Source organism: Streptomyces sp. NPDC048825, assembly GCF_043198355.1.
Taxonomy (GTDB): domain Bacteria; phylum Actinomycetota; class Actinomycetes; order Streptomycetales; family Streptomycetaceae; genus Streptomyces; species Streptomyces xiangluensis.
In genome coordinates, this window is the sequence record NZ_JBICUR010000004.1 from 163552 (window position 1) to 177041 (window position 13490).

At 69.4% G+C, this 13490-nt stretch carries 11 protein-coding genes; 5 read left to right on the forward strand and 6 right to left on the reverse strand.

Annotated features, from left to right (window positions below; all coding sequences use genetic code 11):
- Positions 1-131: 131 nt before the first annotated feature.
- The gene (gene dnaE / locus ACGFNK_RS12125; protein WP_393414758.1) at positions 132-3671 is read left to right on the forward strand and encodes a DNA polymerase III subunit alpha; all 3540 of its coding nucleotides are present in this window, start codon (positions 132-134) and stop codon (positions 3669-3671) included.
- A 105-nt stretch (positions 3672-3776) separates the two neighbouring features.
- On the opposite strand, the gene ACGFNK_RS12130 is transcribed toward dnaE, so the two are convergent.
- Positions 3777-3953 carry a hypothetical protein gene (locus ACGFNK_RS12130; RefSeq protein ID WP_344392263.1) on the reverse strand — a complete coding sequence of 59 codons (177 nt, stop codon included), beginning with the start codon at positions 3951-3953 and terminating at the stop codon, positions 3777-3779.
- A gap of 225 nt (positions 3954-4178) precedes the next feature.
- On the opposite strand from ACGFNK_RS12130, the gene ACGFNK_RS12135 reads away from it, so the two are divergent.
- The 4 genes from ACGFNK_RS12135 (at position 4179) to ACGFNK_RS12150 (ending at position 8236) form a co-directional block, all read left to right on the forward strand.
- Positions 4179-5393, forward strand: a complete 1215-nt coding sequence (locus tag ACGFNK_RS12135; RefSeq protein WP_393414761.1) for an NYN domain-containing protein — start codon at positions 4179-4181, stop codon at positions 5391-5393.
- Positions 5394-5594: 201 nt separating this feature from the next.
- The gene (locus tag ACGFNK_RS12140) at positions 5595-6626 is read left to right on the forward strand and encodes an ABC transporter ATP-binding protein (protein ID WP_393414764.1); all 1032 of its coding nucleotides are present in this window, start codon (positions 5595-5597) and stop codon (positions 6624-6626) included.
- A 64-nt stretch (positions 6627-6690) separates the two neighbouring features.
- Positions 6691-7515 carry an ABC transporter permease gene (locus ACGFNK_RS12145; protein WP_386345884.1) on the forward strand — a complete coding sequence of 275 codons (825 nt, stop codon included), beginning with the start codon at positions 6691-6693 and terminating at the stop codon, positions 7513-7515.
- A gap of 34 nt (positions 7516-7549) precedes the next feature.
- Entirely contained in the window at positions 7550-8236 is a 687-nt protein-coding gene (locus ACGFNK_RS12150) for an AAA family ATPase (RefSeq protein ID WP_393414768.1), read from the forward strand.
- Between the two features lie 416 nt (positions 8237-8652).
- Here the strand turns inward: ACGFNK_RS12150 and ybaK are convergent, their stop codons facing one another.
- The 5 genes from ybaK to ACGFNK_RS12175 form a co-directional block, all read right to left on the reverse strand.
- A complete protein-coding gene (gene ybaK, locus ACGFNK_RS12155) occupies positions 8653-9156 on the reverse strand; it encodes a Cys-tRNA(Pro) deacylase (protein WP_393414771.1) in 504 nt (167 codons plus the stop codon).
- Positions 9157-9261: 105 nt separating this feature from the next.
- Complete coding sequence (locus tag ACGFNK_RS12160; protein ID WP_393414774.1) at positions 9262-9657, reverse strand: hypothetical protein; 396 nt, start codon at positions 9655-9657, stop codon at positions 9262-9264.
- A 157-nt stretch (positions 9658-9814) separates the two neighbouring features.
- On the reverse strand, positions 9815-10555 hold the full coding sequence (locus tag ACGFNK_RS12165; RefSeq protein ID WP_386345877.1) for an LON peptidase substrate-binding domain-containing protein: 741 nt from the start codon (positions 10553-10555) through the stop codon (positions 9815-9817).
- Between the two features lie 11 nt (positions 10556-10566).
- Positions 10567-11613, reverse strand: coding sequence for a hypothetical protein (locus ACGFNK_RS12170; protein ID WP_393414777.1), 1047 nt, complete (start codon positions 11611-11613; stop codon positions 10567-10569).
- 135 nt (positions 11614-11748) lie between these two features.
- Positions 11749-13341 (reverse strand): oxidoreductase, encoded by a 1593-nt coding sequence (locus tag ACGFNK_RS12175; RefSeq protein ID WP_393414780.1) that lies wholly within the window; start codon positions 13339-13341, stop codon positions 11749-11751.
- Between the last annotated feature and the right edge of the window lie 149 nt (positions 13342-13490).

A 13490-nucleotide genomic window follows, 5' to 3' on the forward strand; every position in this document is an offset into this window, starting at 1 on the left:
ATCGAGGCGCTTCGCGCCACAGTGTTCCACTCAAATTGTCAGTGCCGAGGCATAGACTTCGACGCTGACCCCAGACTGTCCGCAGCCTGTCGGATCCCCGTCGACGCCCGTTCTTCTTGGAGGCCGAAACCGTGTCAAAGCCGCCGTTCACGCACCTGCACGTCCACACCCAGTACTCGCTGCTGGACGGTGCCGCGCGGCTGAAGGACATGTTCGACGCGTGCAACGAGATGGGCATGACGCACATCGCCATGTCCGACCACGGCAACCTGCACGGGGCGTACGACTTCTTCCACTCCGCCAAGAAGGCCGGGGTCACGCCGATCATCGGCATCGAGGCGTATGTGGCGCCGGAGTCGCGGCGCAACAAGCGGAAGATCCAGTGGGGCCAGCCGCACCAGAAGCGCGACGACGTGTCCGGCTCCGGTGGCTACACGCACAAGACGATCTGGGCGGCGAACAAGACCGGCCTGCACAACCTGTTCAAGCTGTCCTCGGACGCGTATGCGGAGGGCTGGCTGCAGAAGTGGCCGCGGATGGACAAGGAGACCATCTCCCAGTGGTCGGAGGGGCTCATCGCCTCCACCGGGTGTCCTTCGGGGGAGTTGCAGACCCGGTTGCGGCTCGGCCAGTTCGACGAGGCGCTGAAGGCGGCCGCGGAGTACCAGGACATCTTCGGCAAGGACCGGTACTTCCTGGAGCTGATGGACCACGGCATCGAGATCGAGCGGCGGGTCAGGGACGGGCTGCTGGAGATCGGCAAGAAGCTGGGCATTCCGCCGCTGGTGACCAACGACTCGCACTACACGTATGCGCACGAGGCGGCCGCTCACGATGCCCTGTTGTGCATTCAGACCGGTAAGAACGTCTCGGATCCGGACCGCTTCAAGTTCGACGGCACCGGCTACTACCTGAAGACGACGGACGAGATGTACGCCATCGACTCCTCGGACGCCTGGCAGCAGGGATGCGCCAACACGCTGCTGGTGGCCGAGCAGGTCGACACCACCGGGATGTTCGAGTCGCGGAACCTGATGCCGAAGTTCGACATCCCGGAGGGCTACACCGAGGTCACCTGGTTCCAGGAGGAGGTGCGCCGCGGCATGGAGCGCCGCTTTCCCGGCGGCATCCCGGAGGACCGGCAGAAGCAGGCCGAGTACGAGATGGACGTCATCATCCAGATGGGGTTCCCGGGCTACTTCCTCGTCGTCGCCGACTTCATCATGTGGGCCAAGAAGCAGGGCATCGCGGTGGGTCCGGGCCGTGGTTCCGCGGCCGGTTCGATCGTCGCGTACGCCATGGGCATCACCGACCTCGACCCGATCCCGCACGGTCTGATCTTCGAGCGGTTCCTCAACCCCGAGCGTGTCTCGATGCCCGATGTCGACATCGACTTCGACGAGCGTCGGCGCGTCGAGGTGATCCGATACGTGACGGAGAAGTACGGCGCCGACAAGGTCGCCATGATCGGCACCTACGGCAAGATCAAGGCGAAGAACGCGATCAAGGATGCCGCACGCGTGCTGGGCTACCCGTACGCGATGGGCGACCGGCTCACCAAGGCGATGCCCGCCGACGTCCTCGGCAAGGGCATCGACCTGAACGGCATCACCGACCCCTCGCACCCCCGCTACAGCGAGGCCGGCGAGATCCGCGGGATGTACGAGAACGAACCGGACGTGAAGAAGGTCATCGACACCGCGAAGGGCGTCGAGGGACTCGTCCGGCAGATGGGTGTGCACGCGGCCGGCGTGATCATGTCCAGCGAGCCCATCGTCGACCACGCCCCGATCTGGGTGCGGCACACCGACGGCGTGACCATCACACAGTGGGACTACCCCCAGTGCGAGTCGCTCGGCCTGCTGAAGATGGACTTCCTGGGCCTGCGCAACCTCACGATCATGGACGACGCCATCAAGATGGTGAAGGCCAACAAGGGCATCGACCTGGAGATGCTCGCCCTCCCGCTGGACGATCCCAAGACCTTCGAACTGCTCTGCCGCGGTGACACCCTCGGCGTGTTCCAGTTCGACGGCGGCCCGATGCGCTCGCTGCTCCGCCAGATGCAGCCCGACAACTTCGAGGACATCTCCGCCGTCTCGGCCCTCTACCGGCCGGGCCCGATGGGCATGAACTCGCACATCAACTACGCGGAGCGCAAGAACGGCCGCCAGGAGATCACACCGATCCACAAGGAGCTGGAAGAGCCCCTCGAAGAGGTGCTCGCCGTCACCTACGGCCTGATCGTGTACCAGGAGCAGGTGCAGAAGGCAGCCCAGATCATCGCCGGCTACTCGCTCGGCGAGGCCGACATCCTGCGCCGCGTGATGGGCAAGAAGAAGCCCGAGGAGCTGGCGAAGAACTTCGTCCTCTTCCAGGAGGGCGCCCGGAAGAAGGGCTACAGCGACGAGGCGATCCAGGCCCTGTGGGACGTGCTGGTCCCCTTCGCCGGCTACGCGTTCAACAAGGCCCACTCCGCCGCGTACGGACTCGTCTCGTACTGGACCGCGTACCTGAAGGCGAACTACCCCGCCGAGTACATGGCCGCGCTGCTCACCTCGGTCAAGGACGACAAGGACAAGTCGGCCGTCTACCTCAACGAATGCCGGCGCATGGGCATCAAGGTGCTCCCGCCGAACGTCAACGAGTCGATGTCCAACTTCGCCGCCCAGGGCGACGACGTGATCCTCTTCGGCCTCTCGGCCGTCCGCAACGTCGGCACGAACGTCGTGGAGTCGATCATCCGCTCGCGCAAGGCCAAGGGAAAGTACGCCTCCTTCCCCGACTACCTCGACAAGGTCGAGGCCGTCGTCTGCAACAAGCGCACCACCGAATCGCTGATCAAGGCGGGCGCCTTCGACACCATGGGCCACACCCGCAAGGGGCTGACCGCCCAGTTCGAGCCGATGATCGACAACGTGGTGGCGGTCAAACGCAAGGAGGCCGAGGGCCAGTTCGACCTCTTCGGCGGCATGGGCGAGGAGGAGAGCAGCGAGCCCGGCTTCGGTCTGGACGTCAGCTTCACCGACGACGAGTGGGACAAGGCCTACCTGCTCGCCCAGGAGCGGGAGATGCTCGGCCTGTACGTCTCCGACCACCCGCTGTTCGGCCTGGAACACGTGCTGTCGGACAAGGCCGACGCGGGCATCGCCCAGCTCACCGGCGGCGACTTCGGCGACGGGGCGGTCGTCACCATCGGCGGCATCATCTCCGGCCTCCAGCGCAAGATGACCAAGCAGGGCAACGCCTGGGCCATCGCCACCGTCGAGGACCTGGCCGGCTCTCTGGAGTGCATGTTCTTCCCCGCCACCTACCAGCTGGTGTCGACCCAACTCGTCGAGGACGCCGTGGTGTTCGTCAAGGGACGCCTCGACAAACGCGAGGACGTACCCCGCCTCGTCGCCATGGAACTCCAGGTCCCGGATCTGTCGAACGCGGGCACCAACGCCCCCGTCATCCTCACGATCCCGGCTCTGAAGGTCACCCCGCCCATGGTCAGCCGGCTCGGCGAGATCCTCAGCCATCACAAGGGCGACAGCGAGGTACGCATCAAGCTCCAGGGCCCGCGCAAGACGACGGTCCTGCGGCTCGACCGGCACCGGGTGAAGCCGGACCCGGCGCTCTTCGGGGACTTGAAGGTACTGCTCGGCCCGTCCTGCCTGGCCGGCTGAGCAGGCGCGTACTGAAACGACGTACGCAGGAAATACCGCGTACGGAAAACGACGAGGGGCACGCCCGATCAATCCGGGTGCGCCCCTCTCGTGCTGTGCAGCCCCCTAGTTGTGGCCGAACTTCTTCTGCCGCTTGCCGCCGCCGGAGACGAACTGGGCGGAACCCGGCGCGGATTCTGTCTGATCGGCGGCGGACGCCAACTCCTCGGCTCCGCGCCGGGCTTGATCCTGTGCGCCGCGCTGGTGCGGGCCGCTCTGCTTGCGGTTCTTGTTCTTGGCCATGGTGATCTGCCTCCTGTGGGGGTACCTAGGGGTCAGGACCGGGATCAGATTCACATAGGCGCAGAAGCCGCGCATGTCGGAGAATTACCGTGCGTAATAAGGTCTGTCGGAGAGTGAAGTTCCGATACGCCACGCCGAAGATCGAGTTCCGGCCGTTAACCTCCGCGCAGTCGGGCAGACTCGAAGGAAGCCCGAAGCAAACCTCCCGGAAAGAGGGTGGATCGCGTGGACCGCTGCATCGTCCTGGTGGACGCCGGGTATCTGCTCGGGGCCGCCGCCAGTCTCCTCGCCGGGGAGCCTTCGAGGTCCCGGATCACCGTCGACCACACTGCCCTGATCCAGGGGTTGCGCGAGCGCGCCGAGTCCGACACGGAACGGCCCCTGTTGCGCATCTACTGGTTCGACGGCGCCCCCGACCGCGTACCGCAGCCAGAGCACCGCAGGCTGCGTGTGATGCCCCGGGTGACCGTACGTCTGGGAGCGCTTACCCGCAGTGACGGGCGGTGGGCGCAGAAGGGCGTCGACGCCGCCATGCATGCCGAGCTCACCGAGCTGGCGCGCAACCGGGCCTGCTCCGACGTGGTTCTGGTGACCGGTGACGGGGATCTGCTGCCGGGCATGATGGCCGCCAAAGAGCACGGGGTCGCCGTACACCTGTGGGCGGTGCAGGCTGCCGACGGCGACTACAACCAGTCCGAGGACCTCGTCGCGGAGGCCGACGAGCGCCGCGTACTGGACCGGACATGGATCACCAAGGCCGTACGGGCCAAGGAGTTCGGCGGGATCTGCGCGCCGCCGCCCGCGCCGCGGCCCGAGATCGCCGCGATCCTCTCCGCGCCGCTGCCCGAGTCCGCGCTGTCCTCCGGGAGCGAGCGGGGCGCGCGGGAGCGGCAGCACCCGCAGTCGGCGCCGAGTGAGAACGGCACTCAGGAGCGGGTGCCGGCCGCGAAGGGGGTGCCGACGCCGAAGGATCTGGCGGCGTTGCGAGCGCCCGGTGCACAGGCCGCCCAGCATCCCGCGAACGCGACGCTGCGGTGGTCGTCCGACAAGGGGTGGGTGGACCGGCCCGGCGCCGCCGAGTCCGCGGACGCCGCCGCGTTGCCGACGCTCGCGCAGCTGACCACGGCCGAGCAGCGGTGGGCCGACCGTGAGGAGGACATCACGACGGTGGGCGGGGATCCGTACGAGGTCGGTCAGGTGTTCGCCCGGCGCTGGATGGAGCGGCTGTCCGACCCGGCGCATCTGCAGAAGCTGTCCACGATGTATCCGCGGGTACCGCACCGGATCGACGGCGAGCTGCTGCGGTACGCGGCGCGGTTCGGGCTGCTCGCGCACAAGGACGACCAGATCGACGAGCATGACCGGTACGCGATCCGGGCGGGGTTCTGGCGTGAGATCGATGTACGGACGGCTGCGGAGCACGCTCCCGCTGGGGAATGAAGCGCCTAGTACCTCGGGGGCTCTGTTCGTAGGCGGCTGCGGGTTTGTTGTGGCTGGTCGCGCAGTTCCCCGCGCCCCTTACGGGGCGCGGAGCACGCGCCCGCGGAGGAGTGAAGCGGCGGGCGCTGCGGTGTCCCGGTTTCGACCCCGATGGTGCCCCGAGCGCGATGCGGCGCCCGCGACCCCGTAGGCTCGTCCCTCGTGAGTACGCGCACCGCACAGACAGCCCCGAACGGGCACGGTGGGGATGTCGTGTGCGCGGTGCGAGATCTGACCAAGACCTATCCGGCGGTGCGCGGACGGCGCGGAGCACCCGGGACACCCGAGGTGCGGGCCACCGACGGCGTACGGATCGACATCCGGCGCGGCGAGATCTTCGGGTTGCTCGGGCCCAACGGTGCCGGGAAGTCCACCCTCGTACGGCAGCTGACCGGACTGATGCGCCCCGATCGCGGCAGCGTCGAGATCCTCGGGCACGACGTCGTGCGCCATCCCGAGCGGGCGGCGCGAATCCTCGCGTACCTGGGACAGGAGTCGACCGCGCTCGACGAACTGACGGTGTCGCTCGCCGCGGAGACCACCGGGCGGCTGCGCGGGCTCGATGTGCGCAGCGCGCGGGCCGAGCGGGACACCGTCCTCGAGGAGCTGGGTCTCACCGCCCTCGCCTCGCGGCCGCTGCGGAAACTGTCCGGCGGGCAGCGGCGGCTCGCCTGCTTCGCCGCCACTCTTGTGGGTGAACGGCCGCTGCTCGTACTCGACGAGCCGACCGCCGGCATGGACCCGATCGCCCGTCGCGCCGTCTGGGGCGCCGTCGACCGGCGCCGGGCCGAGAACGGCACGACGGTTCTCCTGGTCACCCACAACGTCATCGAGGCCGAGACGGTTCTCGACCGTGTCGCCGTGATGGACCAGGGCCGTGTCATCGCCTGCGACACCCCCTCCGGGCTGAAGGAGCAGGTCGCGGGCGAGGTGCGCCTCGAACTCGTCTGGCGCGAGCGTGCGCCTCTCGACGTTCCCGAGGTCGCCGCGCTGCGCGACCGCGCCGTCGAGTCCGGCCGCCGCTGGGCGCTGCGCCTTGCCCCGGAGGAGGCCCGCGCGGCCGTCGCCGCCGTCACCGGCGGGGCCGCGTTCGCCGCCCTGGACGACTTCACGCTCGCCACACCGAGCCTCGAAGACGTGTATCTGGCGCTGGGCGGGAGCGCCGGCAATGTACGGGGGTTGGTCAAGGCGTGAGTGTTCGGGCCGCTCTGGCCGTACGGAACAGGACGACTGCTGAAGCGAACAGGAGCCGCTCGACGTGAGTGTCGTACCCGCCGAGGTCCTGCCGGGCCGTGCCCTCCCCGTCGAGGACGCCGTCGCGGAACAAGCCGCCGAGCTCGGACCGCGTGCCCGGCTGTGGCCTGCGCTTTGCGCTGTCTACCGGGCGCAGCTGTCCCGGGCGCGGGTCGCTCGGATTCCGCTGCTGTTCGTGGCCACCTTCCAGTCGATCGGGATCATGGTCCTGATGCGCGGGGTGGTGGACGGCGGGGGAGAGGCGCGGGCCGTGGTGGCGGGCTCGTCGGTGCTCGTCCTCGCGTTCGTCGCGCTGAATCTGCTCGCTCAGTACTTCGGGCAGTTGCGTGCGAGTGGTGGGCTCGACCACTACGCGACGTTGCCGGTGCCGCCGGCGGCGGTGGTGCTGGGTGCCGCGGGTGCGTACGCCTCCTTCACCGTGCCGGGGACTGTGGTCACCGCCGTCTTCGGGTGCGTGCTGTTCGGCCTGCCGATGGCTCATCTGTGGATCCTCGCCGCCGTGATCCCGCTCGCGGGCGCGGCGCTCGCCGGGCTCGGAGCCGCGCTCGGGCTGCTGGCGCCGCGGCCCGAACTGGCCACGTTGCTCGGGCAGTTGGGGATGTCGGCGGCTCTGCTGCTCGGGGTGCTGCCGGCGGAACGGCTGCCCACGGTCGTCCAGTACGCGCGTGATCTGCTGCCGTCCACGTACGGGGTCGAGGCCTTCGGGCTGACCTTTGGGGCGCATCCCGACTGGGGGGTCGTCGTACTCGACCTCGCCGTGTGTGCGGGGGTCGGGGTCGTCTCGCTGGCGGTTGCGACCTGGGCTTATCGTCGGGCTGCCGTCCGATGACGCGGTTGACGGGCGAGCCTGGCACGATGTCAGGGTGACCGCACCGCTTACTCCGCCCCAGCCGCCGCATCGTCCTTCTCCGGATCAGCAGCCTCCGGAGTACCAGTCTCCGCACCCTGCCTGGCAGGCGTCGCCGCCCGCCGCCGCTGGTGCGGGCGGATCCGTCGGTTATCAGGAGGACGGTCCCGGGATGAAGACGGAACTGCGGGAAGCCGGTGTCATCGCGCTGGCGATGGCGCTCGGTGGGTTGTTGCTCGGGGTGCTGTGGTGGTGGCTGGCACCTGAGGTGCCGTTGGTCTCGGACTCGTCCGCGGTCTATCTCAAGGACACGGAGGGGGAGCAGGCCATCGGGGTGGACGGGACGTTCACTCTGCTCGCGCTCGGGTTCGGGCTGGTGAGTGCGCTGGTCGTGTTCGTGCTGCGGCGACGTGGTGGGATTCCGATCGTTGTCGCGCTCACGGTCGGGGGTGTGGTCGGTTCGTTGCTTGCCTGGCGGCTGGGGATATGGCTGGGGCCCACGCAGGATGTGGCGGCCCATGCGCGGGAGGTCGGGCGGGGGGTCACGTTCGCTGCGCCGCTGGAGCTTGGGGCGAAGGGGGCGTTGCTGGCGTGGTCTTTGGGGGCGCTGGTCGTTCATCTGGGGCTGACGGCGTTGTTCGGGCCACGGGATCCTGAGCCGGATCCTTGTGCGCAGAGCCCGTACGGGGCGCCTCCGGCGTAGGGCGCGGTTCCTTGCGGGGCGGGCGCCACGGTTCTTCACCCCGCCGCCCCTACCCCCTACCCTCCCCACTCTCGGCTTCACTCGAGCGGGGGACCCATCATCCTGGGGCTCCGCCCCGGACCCCGCTGGGGCTCCGCCCCGGACCCCCATCGGCCTAGCGGCCTCGTCCCCCAGGCTCCCCCAGCTACCGCTGGGAGGTGCCCCCAGGCGGGCGGCTTGTGGCTGGCCTTCGCTGAATGGTGCAGGTGAGTGCAGGTGGGCGGTCGGTCCGCCTCAGCGGTACCTACCGCCCACCGTTTCCCCTACGCGGGCCTATGCCCATGATTCGAGCGGCCCTTCTTCATGCGCCACTTGCGTTTGCGTGTTTTCTTCGACATGTTCTCGGTTTAGCCGAGAGTGCGGCATTCGTCGAGAGGTCACGTGCGGGCGATCGGTGCCGAGATCGCTTCCGTCTGCTTGGTCAGGTCGTTCGGGGAGAGTTCGACCTCCAGGCCGCGGCGGCCTGCCGAGACACAGATCGTGGGGTGGGCCGAGGCCGAGGCGTCGAGGACCGTGCGGAGCTTCTTGCGCTGGCCCAGGGGGGAGATGCCGCCGCGGACGTAGCCCGTCGTGCGCTCCGCAGCCGCCGGGTCGGCCATCGTGGCGCGTTTGCCGCCCACTGCTGCCGCCAGGGCCTTCAGGTCGAGGGAGCCTGCCACGGGGACCACGGCCACTGTGAGCTCGCCGTCGACGTCCGCCACCAGGGTCTTGAAGACGCGGTCGGGGGAGACGTTCATCGCCTCGGCGGCCTCCTCGCCGTACGACGGGTGGGAGGGGTCGTGCTCGTAGGCGTGGACCGTGTACGCGACACCCGCCGCCGTGAGGGCCACCGTCGCGGGCGTCCCCCCGGACTGCTGCTGTTTCTTCGACTTCTTCGCCATGGGCCTTCATCATCCCAGACGGCCGAACGCGGCCGCCCCCGCCCGGAACGGTGCCCGGGGCGGGGGCGGTTCGCGACTGCCTCTCCAGTCAGAGGCCGGCTTCGGTCAGCAGGTCGCCCACGGGGTCTCGAAGGTCCCCTGCCCGGAGACCTTGATCAGCCCCTTGTAGTCCACGTCGCACCGGTAGCTCACGGTCCAGGTGGTGTTGGCCCGCTCACCCGTGCTGATGCTCTTCGTCGGCCCCCACCTGCCGCCACCGTTGGTGGTTCGGTATCCGAGCTGCGCGCTGATCTTGCCGCCGCCGCTCTTCGTGTAGAAGACCTCGATGCGGCTGGGGCTCGTGTTCAGGGAAATGCAGAGCTGCCCGTTGCTCAGACGCGTGCACTCGACCCTGGCCTGGATTCCCGCGTCCTTGGTCTCGGACGCGTGAGCAGGCGCGATCATGAGCGTAGAACCGGCCGCCACACAGGCGGCGACGGTCACGATGCTCCGACGACTCATCTGGTTGTTCCCCCTTGCTGGTGGTCATGGCCACGGTCATGGCCAGCGCGGTGATCATAAGGACGGTGATCACGGGGTTTCCATCGATTTCAGGGCGCCTGGGTGGCTGATTTCGCACCCACTGACTCAGCAGATCTCCCTGATTCCGCCGATCGCCTCAGTTGAGGCTCGTCGGACTGCGCGTGAGCTCCGACGCGGGCAGTGAGGGCAGGTTACGGATGATCGCCGTCTCCGCGCGCAGCAGTTTCAGCTCCTCGCGCAGGCGTGACGCCGTGTCCGGTGCCTGGAGCAGGCGCTGTTTCGCCGGGACGTCCAGCATCGCCGCCGCCGCTACCAGGTAGGAGACGACGGACGGCTCGTCCGGCAGCTCGCCCCCGGTCGACAGGGACCGTTCGCGCGCCCCGGCCAGCCGCTTCTGGTACTGGCGGAAGGCCCGCAGTACTCCCTCGGCGAGCGCCCCGGCCTCCTCGCCCGGGTCCTCCTCCAGCTCTTCCAGCTCGGCCGTCAGGAACGCGCCGGACGCGTCCACAGAGAGCAGCCGTACGCGCCTCGTCCCGGTGGCCAGCACCTCGAAGCTGCCGTCGGCCCGCTCCCGGATGGTCGCCGCGTCCGCGATACAGCCCACCTTGTGGAAGGCCTGCGCGGGATCGTCGCCGAAACCTGCCGTGGGCCCCCGCTCCGGTACGGCCGTCAGGTCCGGCAGCCCCGGCGCGCTCGGCGCGACCTCGTGGCCGTCGCGGATGGCGACGACGGCGAACCGGCGGGGTTCGTCCTCGGGAGTCTTCAGGAGCTCGCGCATCATGGCGCGATAGCGCTCCTCGAAGACGTTCAGGGGCAGCACGAGGCCCGGGAACAGCACCGTGTTCAGGGGGAAGAGGGGGAGCCGGACGGTGGTCACGACGCAAAAGCCTAATGGTCGCCGGGGTGGGCGGGTTCGCCGTGGTCACTCAGCGGACGCGCGGGCGCCGCTCTCCGCAGCTTGAACGGCGTGCGAGCGGCCACTTCCAGCCGTACGCCGTCCCGGAGTTCGAGAAACTGCCCGAGTGGGTCGTCCGAGATCCGGTCCCAGGGGAACGAGGTGGCGTACGGCCCGATCCGGCGCAGTTCAGCCAGCGCGTCCTCCCAGCGTTCGAGCCGGACCAGCACGTACGTGAGCAGGTTGCGGACCTGGGCGGGCCACGGGTCAGCGGGCGCGTACTCCTGCGACAGGGCGATCGCCAGATCGGCCGCCGCGTCCAGGCGCTCGCGCGGCACCGCGCACCTGCCGCTCTCCTCGGTCAGATACGCGAAGGCCGCGCGCACCGGCAGCGCCTGGACGAGGGAGCCCGGCAGCGCGTCCTGCGCGGCCCGCTCGGCGAAGTCGAAGCACTCGCGGTGCGAGCCGTACCAGGCCGCGGAAAGGTACTGGAGGGCGGACACATGGCAGCCGTAGTGGTGCGGGGAGCGGCGTACGGCCTCCGACCACAGCTGTTCGAACTCGGTGTGCGGCGCGTTCGTGCCCCGGGCGTGGTCCAGCGCGATCCGCCATGGCACCGGATCGCGCGGGTCGGCCTCGGCGGCCGTGGTAATCAACGGCGTGACCTGGCGCAGCAGTTCGGCACGGGCCGGCGACTCCCAGCCCTGGCACACCGCCAGCTCGGCCTTGACGAGCAGCGCGTCGGGATCGTGCGGGGCCGCGTACCGCCAGAGCGCGAACCACTCGGGGCGGGAGCGCGCGAAAGCGGCCAGGCGCGTGGCGTACCGGTCGCGGTCCTCCCACTCGGCGGCCTCCCGGGTAGTGGCCAGCAGCTTGGCCGCGGCCTCGTACTCGCCCCGGCCCGCGGCGACCAGCGCAGGCGCGAGCCGCTCGTCAGGGGCGTCGAGCAGCACCTCGTCGTCGCCGGGCAGACCGGCGGCGAGCGGGGAGGTGTTCCGTGCCATCCGGGCGGTACGGATGAACGCGCGTAGCAGTGCCATTGGGGCACCTCCCTCTGCGCCTGAGCCGGCGCCGCTCTCGCGGACCGGGTGCTCGCCGTCGTGGTTGCTCAATTGATGATTGCTGTGGGAAGACAGCTGAAACGACCCAAGGGTTGCATGTGTTCGGGCAGCGGTTCAGCCCCGGCGCAGGAGCCGTGTCGCGCCCGCTGCCACCGCTGATGCCAGGATCCAGCCGAGGAGGATCACCGCCGCGGCCAGCCACTGCCAGCCCCCGTGCAGCTGCCAGTAGCCCGCCTGGCCGAGGTCGATGACGGGCAGGAGCAGGTCCAGGGCGAAGAGGGAGGGGTTCCAGGGCGGATGCTCGCCCGTCTTGATCGGCGGATGGTTGGCATGGCGGAAGGCGAGCGAGGTCGCCGCCCACAGGACCGCCATCCATAGGGCGGCCCGTCCCGGCCGGTACCCGTAGGCGACCGTCCAGTCCTGTACGTACCCCCAGAGCCTGGCCGCGAGCGGCAGGAACTCGCGGCGGTGGCGCTGCTTGGCGAGCAGCACGTCGCGCGCGTCCTCGTCCTCGCCGCCGTCGCGCAGCACGGCCGCCAGCCGCTCGTACGGCTCCGGGCTGTACTCGGGGGTCGCCGCGGCCACCCACTCCAGGCGCCGGGCCAGCGGGAACGGGCCGCGCGGTACGAGGTTCTCGTACTGGAAGCCGCCCATCTGCAGCTGGCCCGCGCCCGGCCAACTGCCAGCCGCGTCCATGAGGTTGACGACCCGGGCGCCGGACAGCACGACCCGCCCGCGCCGCGGCCGTTCCCCGAGGAAGCGCAGCTCGGGTACCTGTACGCGGCGCAGCGATATCTCCTGGTCGTCCCTGAGGACGAAGCGGGCCTGCTCGAGGTCCACCGCGTCCCCGAACCGCCCGTCGTCCAGACGGATCCCGCCCTCGCACGCGAAGCGCTGCACCCGCGTTCCGCGTGCCGGAGTCCGGCCGCTGGTCTGCAGCGGATTGCCGACGCCCGCGGGCGTCATATAGAGCGTGCGCTCGACGGTCAGTTGCGGGGCGTTCAGCGCCAGCCGGTCGTGCGGGTTCTTCAGCCGGCTGCCGCGCAGACTGAGCGAGACGCCCACCGTGGCGCCGCGCAGGCTCAACTCCCCGTCGGACTCCAGCATTTCGGCCTGCAGGTCCTGACCTACGGTCATCCCGTCGCCGGTGATGGAGCGGCCGTGCCGGTCCCGGTGGACCACGGCCTGGTTGAGCAGCAGATCCGTGCCGATCTGCGCGTCCGTGAGGCGTACGCCGTGGTGGAAGCGGCAGCGAGGCAGATGCAGATCGCCCTCGGTGTGCAGCCGGGCCGCCTCCAGACGCGGCACCGAGCAGGCGACCAGGCGCACGGTCGTGAACCGGGCTTCCGGCAGCAGGAGTTCCTTCTCGAAACGGCAGCCCTTCATCTCGACGTACGGGACGATCGTGCCGCCCGCGAGATCGAGTACGCCGGTGATCTGGATGCCGGTCAGCTTCAGGGACGAGACGCGGCCGTCCAGCGCGGGCGGCCCGTTCAGCAACAGCATGGCCACGACGCGGGCCCGCACACTGCGCTCCGGGCCCCATGGACGGCCGCCGTGCGGATCGTCCGCGGTGGGGTCCCCGGTGCGCAGGTCGTACATGCTGCCGTTGCGGAACGCCTGCCACATTCCCCGCTCGGCGGTGGTGAGATCGCCCGGCGGATCCACGTCCCGGACCCCGTTCCGGATGCCGGCACCCTCGGCCACGGTTTCCCTGCTTCCTCTGCTACTCGTGCCACTCAGCGTTCGTACAGCTGTTCATGTGATGCCCGCTGAGTGACCGTATGAACGCACAGAGTGAAGGTGGTCTGCCGGTACGGGCTTCGTATCAGCGATTGATACAGCCGTCCGGCGTC